Raw genomic sequence first — 15,179 nt, forward strand, 5'->3', positions numbered from 1 at the left:
CAAAGCTATAAAAATACTTGGCGCTTAACTTGCGTAGTACTTACCTAGTTAATTAATAGAAGCCAGGGTGCAGCTCATGAATATAGAAATAAGCGTTATTATCCCAAACTACAATTGCAAACAGTATTTAGCAAAGGCACTGAGTAGTGTTATTGCTCAAAAAAATGTCAGTCTAGAAATTATCGTTGTAGACGATGGCTCAACCGATGGCAGTGTTGATTGGTTGAGAAAAGCGCAGAACACATTTCCACAGCTGGTTATTTTAGAACAAGAAAATACCGGTGTAGTTAATGTACGCAACCGCGCTATTGCAGCTTCTAAAGGGGACTATATTGCATTCTTAGATGCCGACGACTATTGGAGTGATGATAAGTTGTATGAGCAATTAGGTTATATGAAAGAAAACCCCGAATGTGTTTTAAGCTTTACTAATTATATGCATGTAAATGAAGATTATGAGCCTATTGTGGATTGCTTTTCTTTTTGGCCTGAGTTTTCAAAATTTGTTGATAAGAAAGATATGGGATATCAAAACTTAAAATCGCCAATAGACTTACTTATTTTTGCCAATGTGATTGGTACCTCTTCGGTTATGGTTAAACGTTCAGCCATTAATTATATCGGCCGATTTGATAACATATTAAACAGCGCAAGTGATTGGGATTGCTGGTTAAAGCTTGCAAGAATTGGTGATGTAGCTTTTTCGCCGCGCGTAGCCATGGATTACTTGATGAGAGCGGGCTCTATTACCGCAAATCGTAAAAACAGGCTCAATGCGATGAAAGAAATTGTTTCACGCTGCAAAAGAGATGCTGGAATGATTGCACAAATAAAAGCACAAGCACGTATATTAGAATGTTACGGTGAATATTATCGAGAAATAGGCGCAAAGTTCAAAGCGTTATCAATTACAACAGCCGCGTTTACGCTATTCCCGCATAAACGTAATTTACGCCATTTATTACATGATTTAAAAACCACATTTACTACTGCACCATAATTACTTTGCTAATACACAACAAGTAGCGTTTAAGCTACTTGTTGTGTATTAGCCTAAAATAAATACTCCATCTAACTTTTTAAGTTTAATGTATAACTTAATATTTTATGATCGCTTCCTTTAAACTCACTCACTTCCAAAGAAGATAAATTAAACTCTTGATTAAAAATACAATGGTCAATTGGCAAGCCCGTCATTAAAGTGTGCTCTATTGCAGTAGGTGCAAAGCTGGTATATGCATTTGCAGCTGCATAACAACTTTGGGCATTAGACCAATTAAAATAGCCAGACCAGGGAACAATATTTAGATCTCCCGCAATAAACCAAGGATCTATCTCTTTTGTACTCGCCTCGTTCATTACTGATAATAATCGATTACGATTATGCCAATGAGTAGCGGTTCTAGGTGAAGGTGGGTGGGCAATAAAAGCGGTAATTGGGTGCTTATCTAATAATAGCTTAAGCTTTATATAACCTAATCGGTCGCCATCTAATTTAACTTGCTGTCTGTGTATAATCGGTAAACGCGAAATAACCACAATCCCGTAAGGGATCCCTTCAACTTCGCGATAACCAAACAAACTGGCTTTATTTAAAAAAGGCGTGAGTAAATGCCGGTTTAAATCGCTAAACTCTTGCAAAACAAGCACATCCCATTGCTGGTTTTGTAAGTTTTTTAGATGCATGTCTACATAGGGATTATTGTAATTTAGATTAATTTGCTTAACTGTTATCGCAGCCTTCGAGGGAGCGACTTCTAATGAATGCAGCGGCACCAGTGAACTTAAATTAATAATACAAATAATCGCAATCACTCCCCCTAGCCATAGTTTTTTTAGCGCAAGCAGTAACAGTGCAAAAAACAACGCAGCAGCTAACAAAGGAAACCGAAAGGATATTAATAAATCAGCGTAATAAAATTGCCACGGATTAAATGCGGCAACAATTAGCATAAATGCAATTACTGTGATGACAGCAATGCTATAACCTCTTCTTGAATTACACCGCCTACTCGAAATAACCTTGAACATGAACGCCCCTTTTTACAATAAAAAAGAATATACCTGAGTATATTCTTTATCTTAACTTTGAGTTTTATCAATTAAGCCGATAAAACTTAACCAGAATTCGACATAATCTGATGTTATCTAATCTCAAACAGTTGGTTTTGTGTTTGAGCATCAAACTGCCAAGTAAAAGCAAGTGGTTGGGTGCTGGTATCGTAAAACCAAATTTCCGCTACTAGCTCTATATCTTGTCTGCTCATCGCAAGGGTAGTTGTGAGTGCCCCTTGCGTTAAAGGGGCTCTAAATAAGCAATTATTGTAATCTGCTCGCTCTGCATTCGATTTTTTCTGACAAATATTCAGATACGCTCTTTCATCACCTCTAGAAAGCGCTACATCAATAGCTAAATTAAATTTTGTTGATAAGTTAAAGTCATTATTGATAACTAAGTTTGCCATTCCTTGGGGCTCAGCTGTTACTGGATCAGCAACTGGTGGAGCTACATTAGTCGGGGCAGGTGCTGCACTTTCATCGCCTCCGCCCCCGCAGGCTGTTAACAGTGATAATGAGCATAAGATGACGGTTAATTTATTCATTACTGTTCTCCTTTAACAACCACACTCGGTGCGTTGTAACTGTTAAACCACTGCGGGGCTTGCTGACCTGACGACTGCGCAAAATTAGCAAAACGATCATAAGCGTTGGTGATGTCTACCCCTTCAAGTGGATGTAGCCACTGCATACCGACTTCAATCGCCCATGGAAGGCCATTTTCAGTTTGAAAAAATAACTCAGAGGCTTGCTGAGTGGCATCATCTGCACCATTAACAGCGAATAAACTACTATCGAAAGCCTCTGTTGGCGCTTGGTTTTTTAGATGAACCTCCCAGCTTCTTGCATTTTTACCAACTAAAAAGTCACCATGATAAAATCCTTCGCTACCAAAAATGAACGGATCGAGTAGTGTACCAGGTGCATTCGCTAGCGCTTTAGCTGCTTTTAATGGAATAGTCATACTAAACGTTACTTTACTGTTTACGTCACAATTGCTTTCGGTTCTAAAGTAATCACAGCCGGCTTGCTTCGTAATATGTTGCCAAGTATCCTGCATGAAAATCAAAATTGCTTGCTCACGGTTTGCTTCTAATGGCGAGTCTAGTTGCAGATCTCCATTGATAGTGTAAATGATATTTTGCTCATCAATTTCACTGCTTAAAATAGTATTGGTTGTGCTAGTAGTAGTTTCTGTAAGTCTTACAGCAAAACCATTGTGATAAGTTGCGCCCACTCCAACAAGTTGACCATCAATTTTATAGCCAACCACATTACTTCCTTCAATCAGCTGCGTAGTACGATAATTTACAACCACATCATTAAAGTCGTAATCGCCTGAAAACGGCCATTTATCTTCATAGGCAAGCGTTACCCAATCGTTTTCACCAGGATAAACAGCGCTAGCAAATGTGGTTATTGGATAATCTTCCACTTCGCCACCTAGCACTCCACCCGTGGCAGTAATTAATGATGCCTCAGAACCATCAGTAACTCGAAAGCGAGCCCATGTTTGCCCTGCTTTAACGTTACTCGGTACGCTAACTAAAATACTATTATCACCTTCGTTAAGCTGATACTTAGTTACCATGCGTTCGGATTCACTAAAGCCACCATTTTGATCCCAGTCAAACCAAGCATATAAAAAGCTATCAGCTGAGGCGTTGACAATGATTTGGCTATCTTGTCCTGCAGCAATCGCGGTAACAAAGCTAACCCCGTCATCAGAGTCATCTATGGGGTTATTGATTAAATCGTCATTCGTATTGATATTTTCGCCATCGACCGTCTCACCCAAGTAAATAAGATTACTGCCAGTACTACTAGGATCAAATAAGTGTCGAGCGCCACTTTGCTCAAGACTCGTGTTATATGGACGAGGAGCATCACCAAAATCAATAGAACTATCGGTAACTGCAACTTCTGCAATAGCGCATCGCGCACCATCATTTTGACTAGATTTAGGTCCTGAGGTAAATACGTTTGCTGTTGGTGTGTAGCCAACTACGGGGCTAATACTTAAATCAACTTTATGTATTTTTCCGCTTTTGTTATTACTAAAGTAAAACTGGCCGTCAATATCAAAGTAAGCGGCACCAAATGCGCCCGTATCATCACCAATATCGAGCTGAGTTATAAATTTAGAGGTATTATTAGCAACGTTAATTTCATGCAAATCACCATTTGATTCAACTGCATAAAGTAAATTACTTTGTGGATGAAAGGCAAAATCATAAATTCCTAAATTCCAGTTGGCACTATTAGGTAAAAGCTGTGCATTAATTTCAGCGGTTAGATCTGAGTTTAAATCGATTTCGTAAAGGCCAAACCGAGGAGTATAAACATAATATGAAGCGCGCTGATTTGCTGCATCGCCTGTTACCTGAATGTCACCTACATAAAAATTAGTATCTGGCAGCCCTGTGATATTTAAGCGAGCCATTTGATAGTTACTGTCTATTTGCACCACACTTTTTGGTGCTTGGCGACTAAAGCCATACAAATACTGATCTTTATAATTAAAGCCAATGGCATTTACGCTTTCATTGTTTGCCTCAGTAGCAAACGTTAAAGTCGCGGCTAACACCGTAGGCTTAGCCGATACTAAATCTATACCGTATAACTGTGCTTTAGCATCTTGCATTAAAAAAGCCTGGCTTGGACAATTCTCAAATGGCTGACTAAAAACGGTGCAAGGCCACAATACACAGCAAACTTTTCCGAGATGGGTTAATTTCATACGTAAGCCCTCTATAGTTACATAGTTGAACTAATGCAGACTTCATTCCAAACTTTAACCTATTGAATTTAAATAATAATAAAAAATTACATCACTTAGATATGCAAGTTGCAACACATGTCTTTGCATTATGCGAGAGTAAAAATCACCTTCACAAACTCTCTGTATCTATGCTCTTAGACACGGGCTATTTGCTCTAAGTATGCAGCAGTTGAGTAAGCTTCATTAAATAAAGTACAATAGTAAAATTAAGGCAGGCCTTTTTAACGGCTGTGCTTGTTCATTTTAGGTAAAAAATCATGGCACACTCTCGCGGAAACTTATTCATTTTATCAGCACCTTCTGGGGCAGGTAAATCTAGCTTAATAAATGCACTACTGAAAAAGCATGCTGATATGAAAGTATCGGTATCGCACACCACTCGCGCACCGCGCCCTGGTGAAAATAATGCAGAACATTACCACTTTGTATCAGTTGATGAGTTTAAAGCGCTGATTGCCAAAGATGATTTTTTTGAATGGGCACAAGTATTTGATAACTATTATGGTACTTCTAAGCAAGCGATTGAAGAGCAACTCGCCGCAGGTATTGATGTATTTTTAGATATTGACTGGCAAGGCGCTCGCCAAGTTCGAGAAATAATGGACGACGTAAAAACTATCTTTATTCTTCCGCCATCAAAACAAGAACTAGAGCAACGTTTAAATAATCGCGGCCAAGACTCTGCTGAAATTATTGCAGGTCGAATGGCGCAAGCTCAATCAGAAACCTCTCATTACAACGAATACGACTATGTTGTAGTGAATGATGATTTTGATACTGCTCTATGCGATTTAGAAACCATAGTAATTGCACAGCGATTAACGCTAAAAGCACAAACAACACGTCATCAAACTTTAATTAATGAGCTGCTCAAGTAATCTAAATTACGATTAATTTTCGGTTCATGCCTTAAAATAGATAAAAATTAACCACTGGCTATTGGCGAAACTTGCTGCGTGCAGTAAACTACGCCTTTGCTTTTAAATTATTTTGGAGTGCTAAGATGGCTCGCGTAACAGTTGAAGATGCAGTAGATGCAATTGGTAATCGTTTTGACTTAATTTTAGTTGCGGCCCGTCGTGCCCGCCAAATTGCTGTTGGTGGTAAAGATCCACTAGTAGATCCTGAGAACGATAAGCCGACAGTTGTTGCTTTACGTGAAATCGAACTTGGTTTAGTTGATAATTCTTCAATGGATGTTATTGACCGTGAAGAACAACAACATCAAGAAGCGGCAGAACTAGCTGCTGTTGCTGCCATTGTTGGTGGCAACCAATAATCAACCGCCCGGTCTGATTTAGCTAACGGCATAGTTTTTCAACTATAGCCGTTGGCAATCCTTTGTTTTCATCGTATATTCGTAACTTATCCTAACTTATTTGCTTCACGAGAACATTGGAGTGTGAATGTATCTTTTTGAAGGTCTTAAAAAGAAAATCTCAAAATACTTGCCAGCAGACGATGTTGAGCTAGTTCAAAAAGCCTACGTGGTAGCCCGAGAGGCTCATGAGGGTCAAACTCGTTCAAGTGGCGAGCCTTACATTACTCACCCCGTTGAAGTCACTCAAATATTAGCAAGCATGCATCTTGACCATGAAACGCTCATGGCAGCACTCATGCATGATGTGATTGAAGATACCGATTTTAGCCAACAAGATTTAGCTGAAATATTTGGTGAAACAGTAGCAGAACTCGTAGAGGGTGTGAGCAAGCTTGATAAATTGAGCTTCAAAGATAAAAAAGAGTTCCAAGCTGAAAACTATCGAAAAATGATTATGGCAATGACCCAAGATATTCGGGTTATTTTAATCAAGCTAGCTGATAGAACACACAACATGCGCACATTAGGCGCACTTCGTCCTGATAAACGCCGCCGTATTGCTCGTGAAACCCTTGAGATTTATGCACCAATTGCTAATCGTTTAGGTATTCATGATATAAAAAATGAGCTAGAAGATTTAGGTTTTCAAGCACTGTACCCTATGCGTCATCGTGCACTTAAATCGGAAGTGGCTAAAGCGCGTGGTAATCGCAAAGAAGTTATTTCAAATATTCAAACTGAAATTGAAGCTCGCCTTGAAGAATCTGGCATAAAAGCGACCGTATCAGGCCGTGAAAAGCATCTATACAGTATTTATAAAAAAATGCTCAACAAAGAGCTGCTGTTTAACGAAGTCATGGATATTTACGCATTTCGTATTGCAGTAGACTCTATGGATACCTGTTATCGCGTACTTGGTGTAGCTCATAACTTATATAAGCCAATTGAAACCCGCTTTAAAGACTATATTGCTGTACCAAAAACTAATGGTTACCAATCATTACATACTTCGTTAGTTGGCCCGCATGGTATTCCTGTAGAAATTCAAATCCGTACTTTAGATATGGATCACATGGCTGATAAAGGTGTCGCAGCTCACTGGATGTATAAAAAGTCGGGTGACAATGCGGGTCATACTGCACAACAGCGCGCACGCCAATGGATGCAAAGCTTATTGGAATTACAACAAAGTGCAGGTTCCTCGTTTGAATTTGTAGAGAATGTAAAAACAGAGCTATTCCCAGAAGAAATTTATGTCTTTACCCCAGATGGTCGGATTATTGAACTTCCTATGGGTGCAACGGCGGTTGATTTTGCTTATGCCGTTCATACTGATGTAGGTAATACTTGTGTCGGTGCACGTGTAAACCGCAAGCCTTATCCTTTAAGTAAAGCCATTGATACAGGGCAAACAATAGAAATTATTACCAGTTCAGGCGCTCACCCTAACGCAACATGGCTTAACTTTATTGTTACTGGCAAAGCACGCTTAGGCGTACGCAACTACCTTAAAAGTCAACAGCATGAAGAAGCGTTATTACTTGGTCGTCGCTTACTTGACTCAGCGCTAGGGGAAAACAAATTTGATAACCTGCCAGCTGAAAATATTACCCGAGTGCTTGAAGAGCATGAGCTTTCCTCTACCTTAGAATTGCTAGTAGAGATTGGCTCAGGTAACTTAATGAGTATGCTGATTGCTAAACGCTTATTACAAAACGACAATGATGATTTAAACGATATCGCAAAGCGTGCCAAGGCAACCATTATTGGTACCGAAGGCATGTTGGTTAATTATTCTAAATGTTGTCGTCCTGTACCTGGAGACGCTATTACTGCCCATGTTAGCCAAGGTAAAGGTTTAACCGTTCATCGCCAAGAGTGTAAAAATATTCGTGGTTGGGAAAATGATCGTTCGAAATACCTAGTCGTAAAATGGGATGATAATCCAGAAAAAGAATATATAGCGGCTTTAAGAGTAGAAATCATTAACCACCAAGGTGCGCTGGCTAAATTAACCAATGTGGTCGCCACTACGCAGGCCAATATTGTAGAAATAGCTACCGATGAAAAAGAAAGTAATTTATACGTGATAGACTTAGGGATCACAGTTAAAAACCGTATTCATGTCGCCAATATTATGCGCCGCATACGTGTTATGCCCGATGTACAAAAAGTCTATCGTAAAAAATAAAATAGGAACATCATGAATAAAGCATTTATATCAACGGATAAAGCACCTGCAGCAATTGGTACATATAGCCAAGCAGTAAAAGTGGGTACAGCTGTTTATTTATCAGGGCAAATACCACTTGTCCCAGAAACAATGGACGTTATTTCTGAAGACTTTAGTGAGCAAACACATCAAGTATTTAAAAATATCAGTGCGGTTTGTGAGGAAGCTGGCGGTTCTATTCAAGACCTAGTAAAAGTTAATATTTACCTTACTGATCTTTCAAACTTTGCCATTGTGAACGAAGTTATGAGCCAATATTTTAAACAGCCTTACCCTGCGCGTGCAGCTATTGGCGTTCGTGCACTCCCTAGAGGTGTACAAGTAGAAATTGACGGCATTATGGAACTTCCTTCAACAAACTAACCTCTATAAGCTATGAGCGCCGCTCATAGCTTTTATCCCATTCTATAGCTACACTTTGATGAATTCTTGACTCAAAACTAAAATTCTAGCACTCTGTAATCACGTTATTTTATTAAACCTTACTTTTGTAGTAGAAAAAGGATAACTTGTGTTTAAGCTTGCTCATAATGGCAATGTATTGCTCGATACGAGTAAATCTGCACCCACCAGTGCTGCTTTTATCATTGAAGCAATTGAACAATCGCCTTACAGCGAGTGTGAAATCGATCATGACGCCATAAATAACTATTTCAGTAGTGCAACACCTGAACGAATCTTAGTCGTTGCAACACGCCACGATGCAACCTTAATCGTTGAAATCAGCGATGATAAAATGCTAGCCACTGGCACGCTCACTCTCGCCAAAGGTGGCGCAACACTCAGTTTTGATGAAGCTAAAAAAGAATTAGTGAAAGCGCATGTTGCTAGAGGTTATAAACAAGCATTTTTAGAGCAGCTTTTACAAAAGCAATTTGAGCTTCCTCCGGGCTCTGTAGTTAGCGGACCACTCGCTAAAGGACGTTTACCTACTGACGGCCAAGATAGTAAATTTAAAGCCATGGTTAAAACCTTAAAAGACCGCCTTAAAGCACCCAAATTAAAAGAAGATGGTAGTGTTGATATGCGTGATTTTGGTAAATTAGCAAGTGTTAAACCGGGTGAATTACTAATCCAGCAGCAACCTGCTACTCCTGGTCAAGAAGGGTTTACCGTGATAGGTGATGTTTTACCAGCCAAACCAGGGCAAGTTCATGCCCTAATTGCAGGTGAGGGTACTGAAATATCAAAAAATAACCCGATGGAATTACTTTCAACTATTGCCGGCGTGCCTGTTGAAATAAATAACGGAATGCGTGTTGACGATATTTTCACTGTTAACGATGTGTCTGTAAAAACAGGCCATATCGACTTTGAAGGTAGTGTAATAGTTAGTAAAAATGTAGAGCCAGGGATGAGGATAAATGCAACAGGTGACATAACCGTTTTTGGTACAGTCGAATCTGGAGAATTAACCGCCGGTGGCGATATACTTGTAAAACAAGGGGTGATTGGCCATCAAAAGCCTGAAGATAAATCACTGTCTTGCAGAATAATTTGCGCAGGTGATGTGCATGCCTCACACTCTCAATATTGCTACATTGAAGCTAACAGCATATTGCTTGACCGCCAAGCCAGCCATAGCTCAATGAAAGCAAAAAATATAATTCAAATTGGTCAATCAGAACTACCTAAAGGAAAGTTATTTGGAGGTGAAATTTTAGATGCCACTAAACTAATTGCCGGAGAAATTGGTAACGAATCAGGGGCTAAAATGGCAATTAATTTAGCCGCTTCAGCTACTCAAATGACCAAAGATATTGATAAATATTTTAGTGAATTAACAGCTGCAAATGAACAGGTTGATAGCTTACAAGCTGCATTAGAAAAAGCAGATTTAATTAAAGATGCTGATAAAAAAAGCGAGCTCATGAATAAGATTGGATCAACTCAGATACATCATAGTCAACAAGCTGAACAACTAGAAAAGCAGATAGCGAGTTTAGAGCAAAAACTAAATACCATGCTCGATGAAGCCATTTTAACCGTAAATACCGTTTTACATTCTGGAGTGGAAATCCATATATTCAACAAGTTACTTAAAACAACTCGCAACTTTCCACCAAGTAATGTTAAGTTAGAAAACAATAAAATAGAAATTGAGTTTAAAACTTAATTATAAGGGGCTGTTAGTAACAGCCCCTTATTCTTTATAGTAAGCCGTCTACACTGTCATAGGTTTGCGCTGGCCACACACCTACCTGCACTTGCCCTATGTGTTGTTTTTGTAATAACAGCATAGCCAAGCGAGACTGACCAATACCACCACCAATTGTTTGAGGAAATTTACTTTCTAACAATGCTTTATGCCAATCAAACTCTAAACGGTCTTCGTCACCGGTAATTCCCAATTGAGCTTGCAAAACTTCAGGGCTCACTCGAATTCCCATAGATGATATTTCGAAAGCATCTTCAAGAATTGGATTCCATACTAAAATATCGCCATTTAATCCCATATACTGATCACATGTTGGTGTTGACCAATCGTCGTAATCTGGCGCTCTCACATCATGAATTTTACCATCACTTAATGCTCCGCCAATACCAATTAAAAACACAGCACCATATTCTTGAGCAATCGCTTTCTCACGCTGCTTAGCGCTAAAGTCAGGGTACATTTCACGCAGTTCTTCACTGTGTACAAAAGTAATTTTAGCTGGCAAAAATACTCTTAAGCCAAAGCTTGCACTAACATATTGTTCAGTGGCTTTAATAGCTTGGTAAATTGTTTCAACCGTTTGCTTGAGAGTAGATAAAGAACGCTGCGTACTTTCACAAATAACTTGCTCCCAATCCCATTGATCAACATAAACAGAATGGATTGGGCTTAGTGAATCTTCATCGGGTCGCAACGCTTTCATTTGCGTATAAATTCCCTCACCTTGTGAAAAGCCATATTCACCCAAGGTTTTACGCTTCCACTTAGCAAGAGAATGCACCACTTCGTAACGGCTATCTGCAATCGCTTTAATATTCACAGCCACGGCGTTCTCGTGCCCACTTAAGTTATCCTGTGTACCGTCGCCTACTTTAGCCAAAATAGGCGCTTGAACTTCAATTAAGCCCAGTTTTTGTTCTAATTGCTGCGAAAAGAACTGCTTAACTTTACTTATTTGCTGCTGCTGCTGCACATAATGTGAACTCATAATAATTGGCCTCATTCCCAGTTATTGTATTTACTACTTAGCGCAAATTACGCTTCAATGAGGTTATCGTAACAATTAAACTATTTAATTCAATATCCCACAATAAAAATAGCCTTACGATATTAAAACCATTAAAAAAGTGGTATAAAAACAACTAATACCATAATTTAAGGCCGCTATATCTATGGAAAATTATCAAATCGATAATCTTGATAAACAGATTCTGCATGCATTAATGGATAATGCGCGTACACCTTATGCTGAATTAGCAAAACGCTTTAGTGTAAGCGCAGGAACAATTCATGTGCGAATCGAAAAAATGAAACATGCAGGGATCATCACAGGTACTCAACTAACCATTAATACAAAGCAATTAGGTTACGATGTGTGTTGTTTTATTGGTATTAATTTGAACAACGCGCGCGATTATCCGCAAACACTTATAAAATTAGAATCATTAGAGGAAGTGGTCGAAGCATATTACACCACTGGTAATTACAGTATTTTTATTAAAGTAATGACCCGCTCTATCGATCATCTACAAGATGTACTAATCAATAAAATACAGGCAATAGAAGCCATTCAATCAACCGAAACCCTGATCTCATTACAAAACCCGATTAGTCGAACAGTGGTGCCTTAAGGTGAAAAATCTCGTATAATTTGCCGAAAAAGAGGACTCCAATGCAGCAAACTCGTTACCAAAGAATCGAAAGTGTACTTTCACGTCGTCAAACCGACCTTACCGTGTGTTTAGAAGACGTACACAAACACCATAACTTATCAGCAATTGTTAGAACGGCTGATGCCGTTGGTTGTCATCATGTGCATGCCGTGTGGCCAGAAAAACAAAAGTGGCTAACCAATAATACCTCAGGTGGTAGTAAAAACTGGTTAGACACACATCTTCACAGAAACATAGATGATGCCGTTGCAAGTATGCGTGCTCATAATCCTGATGTACAAATTTTAGCGACGCATTTAAGTGAAGATGCTGTCGACTTCAGAGAAATTGATTACACTAAACCGACTGCAATTATTGTCGGTCAAGAAAAAACGGGGATCTCTCCACAAGCCTTAGAGTATGCAGATCAAAACATCATTATTCCAATGCAAGGCATGGTGCAGTCGTTAAATGTATCCGTTGCAGCAGCCCTAATTTTATTTGAGGCGCAGCGTCAACGTGATCTAGCTGGTTTATACAATAGAAATATGCTGAGTGAAGAAATTAAGCACCCAATGTACTTTGAAGGCTGCCACCCAATTATTGCAAGGCAATGCAAACAAAAAAACCTACCTTACCCTGCTCTTGATGAAAACGGCGAAATTGTTGCTGATGAACAGTTTTGGCAGGCGTTAAAACATACTTGATGCATATACAGTGTATCAGTACACTTAACTTACTAAATAATAAGAATTGAGCCTACATTGTCTAAACCTAGCTTAAGCCAATACCCAATCACAGAACTTAAAGGCGTTGGTCCTAAAATGGCTGAACGGCTATTAAAGCTAGGTATTAGTACAGTACAGGACATGCTATTTCATTTGCCGCTTAGGTATGAAGACAGAACCCGTATTTATACAATTAGTGAGTTGACCCCTCATAGCCACGTAACTGTTCAAGCAACCATTGAAACCAGTCAAATAACCTTTGGAAAGCGGCGCATGCTGGTTTGCCAAATAAATGATGGTACAGGTAGGTTAACACTACGATTTTTTAATTTTACCGCAGCACAAAAAAATGCATTTAGCACAGGCAAAATAATTCGTTGCTTTGGCGAAATACGTCGCGGACGTATTGGCTTTGAAATGAGTCATCCTGAATACAGTATTAGCGACACTTTTGAACAACAATCAACATCATCAACACTTACGCCAGTCTATTCAACAACCGAGGGGTTAAAGCAGCTCTCTATTAGGGCGTTGAGTGAACAGGCAATAGAATTACTTCAAAAGTATGCAGTAGAAGAGCTACTTCCCCAACAATGGCAACCATCGCAACTACCGTTAAGTGATGCGTTATTATTACTGCATCGCCCTCCTAATGATGTTGATATAAGTGCGCTTGAACAAGGGACTCACCCAGCTCAGCAGCGGCTCGTATTTGAAGAGTTACTGGCTCAAAATCTAAGTTTATTAAAAGTAAGAGAACAGGGACAACAAGTTAAAGCCGTTGAACTTGAGCCCACTAATTCATTAGAAACACAATTTTTAGCACAATTACCCTTTGCGCCAACCAATGCACAAAGCCGTGTGGTATCAGAAATTAAAGCAGATATGCAACACGCCTACCCTATGATGCGACTTGTCCAAGGGGACGTTGGCTCTGGTAAAACACTAGTCGCAGCACTGAGCGCGTTAACTGCGATAGCAAAAGGCTACCAGGTCGCATTAATGGCGCCAACAGAGATATTGTCAGAGCAACACGGAATCAACTTTTCTAGCTGGTTTGAAAGCCTTGGAATAACGGTTGCTTGGTTAGGTGGTAAAACAAAAGGTAAAGAGCGCGTAAGTACACTTGCAATGATCGCCTCAGGTGAAGCGCAAATGATTATCGGTACCCATGCGTTATTTCAAGATGAAGTAAAATTTAACAATCTTGTACTTATCATTATTGATGAACAACACCGCTTTGGAGTTCATCAACGTTTATCATTGCGTGAAAAAGGCCGTTTTGGTGATTGTTATCCACATCAGCTAGTAATGACAGCAACTCCTATACCACGTACGCTGGCGATGACTGCCTATGCAGACTTAGAAACCTCAGTGATTGACGAATTACCACCTGGGCGGACTCCTATCACTACAGTTGCGATTCCTGATACTCGTCGAGATGACATTATTAGTCGCGTAAAACTTGCCTGTAAGGAACAAGGTCGACAGGTTTACTGGGTATGTACACTAATAGACGAGTCTGAAGTACTACAATGCCAAGCAGCGGAAGACAGTGCATTACAGCTAAAAGAAGCATTACCTGAGCTTGCTATTGGCTTAGTCCATGGGCGAATGAAAGCTACGGAAAAGCAAGCCATTATGAGCGACTTTAAAGCGGGTAAAATTCATGTACTTGTGGCAACAACCGTGATCGAAGTTGGGGTTGATGTGCCTAATGCGAGTTTGATTATTATCGAAAACCCTGAGCGCCTAGGTTTAGCACAGCTTCACCAACTACGTGGCCGCGTAGGCCGTGGAGCTACGGCATCTCACTGCGTGCTTTTATACCATGCACCACTTTCACATACCGCTCAGAAACGGTTAGGAGTACTGCGCGATAGTAACGACGGATTTGTTATCGCAGAACGTGATTTAGAAATACGCGGCCCAGGTGAAGTTCTTGGGACCAAACAAACCGGCTTAGCAGAATTTAAAATTGCAGACTTAACAAGAGATAAGCAAACCTTAAATCAAATTAGACCCATAGCACAACAGATGTTGAAGCAATATCCTCAGTATGTAGACCCTCTCATTCAACGCTGGTTAGGCAACAAGTCAAATTACGCACAAGCTTAGTAACTTATTCGCATAAAGCCACATATTAATTTTCCCAACTAGTTATTCCCTATACCACAACTATTTCCCTACACCTTGCTCCTGTGTTTTCACTTTCCTGTAGACGTAAAAAAGCCCGACTCTTTTGAA

Annotated in this window: 13 protein-coding genes; 9 read left to right on the plus strand and 4 right to left on the minus strand. The window is 39.7% G+C overall.

The genetic code is table 11. The annotated features are described in order from the left end of the window. Positions 1-76: 76 nt before the first annotated feature. Positions 77-1,000, plus strand: a complete 924-nt coding sequence (locus CWB77_RS14280; protein WP_109875864.1) for a glycosyltransferase family 2 protein — start codon at positions 77-79, stop codon at positions 998-1,000. Between the two features lie 71 nt (positions 1,001-1,071). Here the strand turns inward: CWB77_RS14280 and CWB77_RS14285 are convergent, their stop codons facing one another. The 3 genes from CWB77_RS14285 to CWB77_RS14295 all read right to left on the minus strand — a co-directional run bounded on the left by CWB77_RS14285 (position 1,072) and on the right by CWB77_RS14295 (position 4,798). Then, on the minus strand, positions 1,072-2,031 hold the full coding sequence (locus CWB77_RS14285) for an endonuclease/exonuclease/phosphatase family protein (RefSeq protein ID WP_248530195.1): 960 nt from the start codon (positions 2,029-2,031) through the stop codon (positions 1,072-1,074). A 113-nt stretch (positions 2,032-2,144) separates the two neighbouring features. After that, positions 2,145-2,603 (minus strand): hypothetical protein, encoded by a 459-nt coding sequence (locus CWB77_RS14290; protein WP_138623304.1) that lies wholly within the window; start codon positions 2,601-2,603, stop codon positions 2,145-2,147. Next, positions 2,603-4,798, minus strand: coding sequence for an LruC domain-containing protein (locus CWB77_RS14295; RefSeq protein WP_138623306.1), 2,196 nt, complete (start codon positions 4,796-4,798; stop codon positions 2,603-2,605). The genes CWB77_RS14290 and CWB77_RS14295 overlap by 1 nt, the downstream gene beginning before the upstream one ends. Before the next feature lie 299 nt (positions 4,799-5,097). Here CWB77_RS14295 and gmk point away from each other — a divergent pair, with 299 nt between their 5' ends. The 5 genes from gmk to CWB77_RS14320 all read left to right on the plus strand — a co-directional run bounded on the left by gmk (position 5,098) and on the right by CWB77_RS14320 (position 10,510). Further along, entirely contained in the window at positions 5,098-5,718 is a 621-nt protein-coding gene (gmk, locus tag CWB77_RS14300; protein ID WP_010392962.1) for a guanylate kinase, read from the plus strand. Positions 5,719-5,843: 125 nt separating this feature from the next. Next, a complete protein-coding gene (rpoZ, locus tag CWB77_RS14305; RefSeq protein WP_008108220.1) occupies positions 5,844-6,119 on the plus strand; it encodes a DNA-directed RNA polymerase subunit omega in 276 nt (91 codons plus the stop codon). Positions 6,120-6,246: 127 nt separating this feature from the next. After that, positions 6,247-8,352 carry a bifunctional GTP diphosphokinase/guanosine-3',5'-bis pyrophosphate 3'-pyrophosphohydrolase gene (gene spoT / locus CWB77_RS14310; protein ID WP_010392967.1) on the plus strand — a complete coding sequence of 702 codons (2,106 nt, stop codon included), beginning with the start codon at positions 6,247-6,249 and terminating at the stop codon, positions 8,350-8,352. Positions 8,353-8,364: 12 nt separating this feature from the next. Next, entirely contained in the window at positions 8,365-8,757 is a 393-nt protein-coding gene (gene ridA, locus CWB77_RS14315; RefSeq protein WP_138623308.1) for a deaminase RidA, read from the plus strand. A gap of 148 nt (positions 8,758-8,905) precedes the next feature. Beyond that, complete coding sequence (locus CWB77_RS14320) at positions 8,906-10,510, plus strand: flagellar assembly protein A (protein WP_138623310.1); 1,605 nt, start codon at positions 8,906-8,908, stop codon at positions 10,508-10,510. Between the two features lie 34 nt (positions 10,511-10,544). On the opposite strand, the gene asnA is transcribed toward CWB77_RS14320, so the two are convergent. Then, positions 10,545-11,540 (minus strand): aspartate--ammonia ligase, encoded by a 996-nt coding sequence (gene asnA / locus CWB77_RS14325; RefSeq protein WP_138623312.1) that lies wholly within the window; start codon positions 11,538-11,540, stop codon positions 10,545-10,547. A gap of 184 nt (positions 11,541-11,724) precedes the next feature. Here asnA and asnC point away from each other — a divergent pair, with 184 nt between their 5' ends. From asnC to recG, 3 genes are read left to right on the plus strand one after another with little or no spacing between them, the layout of a single operon-like run. Then, complete coding sequence (gene asnC, locus CWB77_RS14330; protein WP_008108204.1) at positions 11,725-12,183, plus strand: transcriptional regulator AsnC; 459 nt, start codon at positions 11,725-11,727, stop codon at positions 12,181-12,183. A gap of 41 nt (positions 12,184-12,224) precedes the next feature. Beyond that, positions 12,225-12,911, plus strand: a complete 687-nt coding sequence (gene trmH / locus CWB77_RS14335; protein WP_010392977.1) for a tRNA (guanosine(18)-2'-O)-methyltransferase TrmH — start codon at positions 12,225-12,227, stop codon at positions 12,909-12,911. A gap of 57 nt (positions 12,912-12,968) precedes the next feature. Further along, the gene (recG, locus tag CWB77_RS14340; protein WP_138623314.1) at positions 12,969-15,050 is read left to right on the plus strand and encodes an ATP-dependent DNA helicase RecG; all 2,082 of its coding nucleotides are present in this window, start codon (positions 12,969-12,971) and stop codon (positions 15,048-15,050) included. The last annotated feature ends 129 nt before the right edge of the window (positions 15,051-15,179 follow it).

It is taken from the genome of Pseudoalteromonas sp. S1610 (genome assembly GCF_005887465.1).
Classification (GTDB): domain Bacteria; phylum Pseudomonadota; class Gammaproteobacteria; order Enterobacterales; family Alteromonadaceae; genus Pseudoalteromonas; species Pseudoalteromonas undina.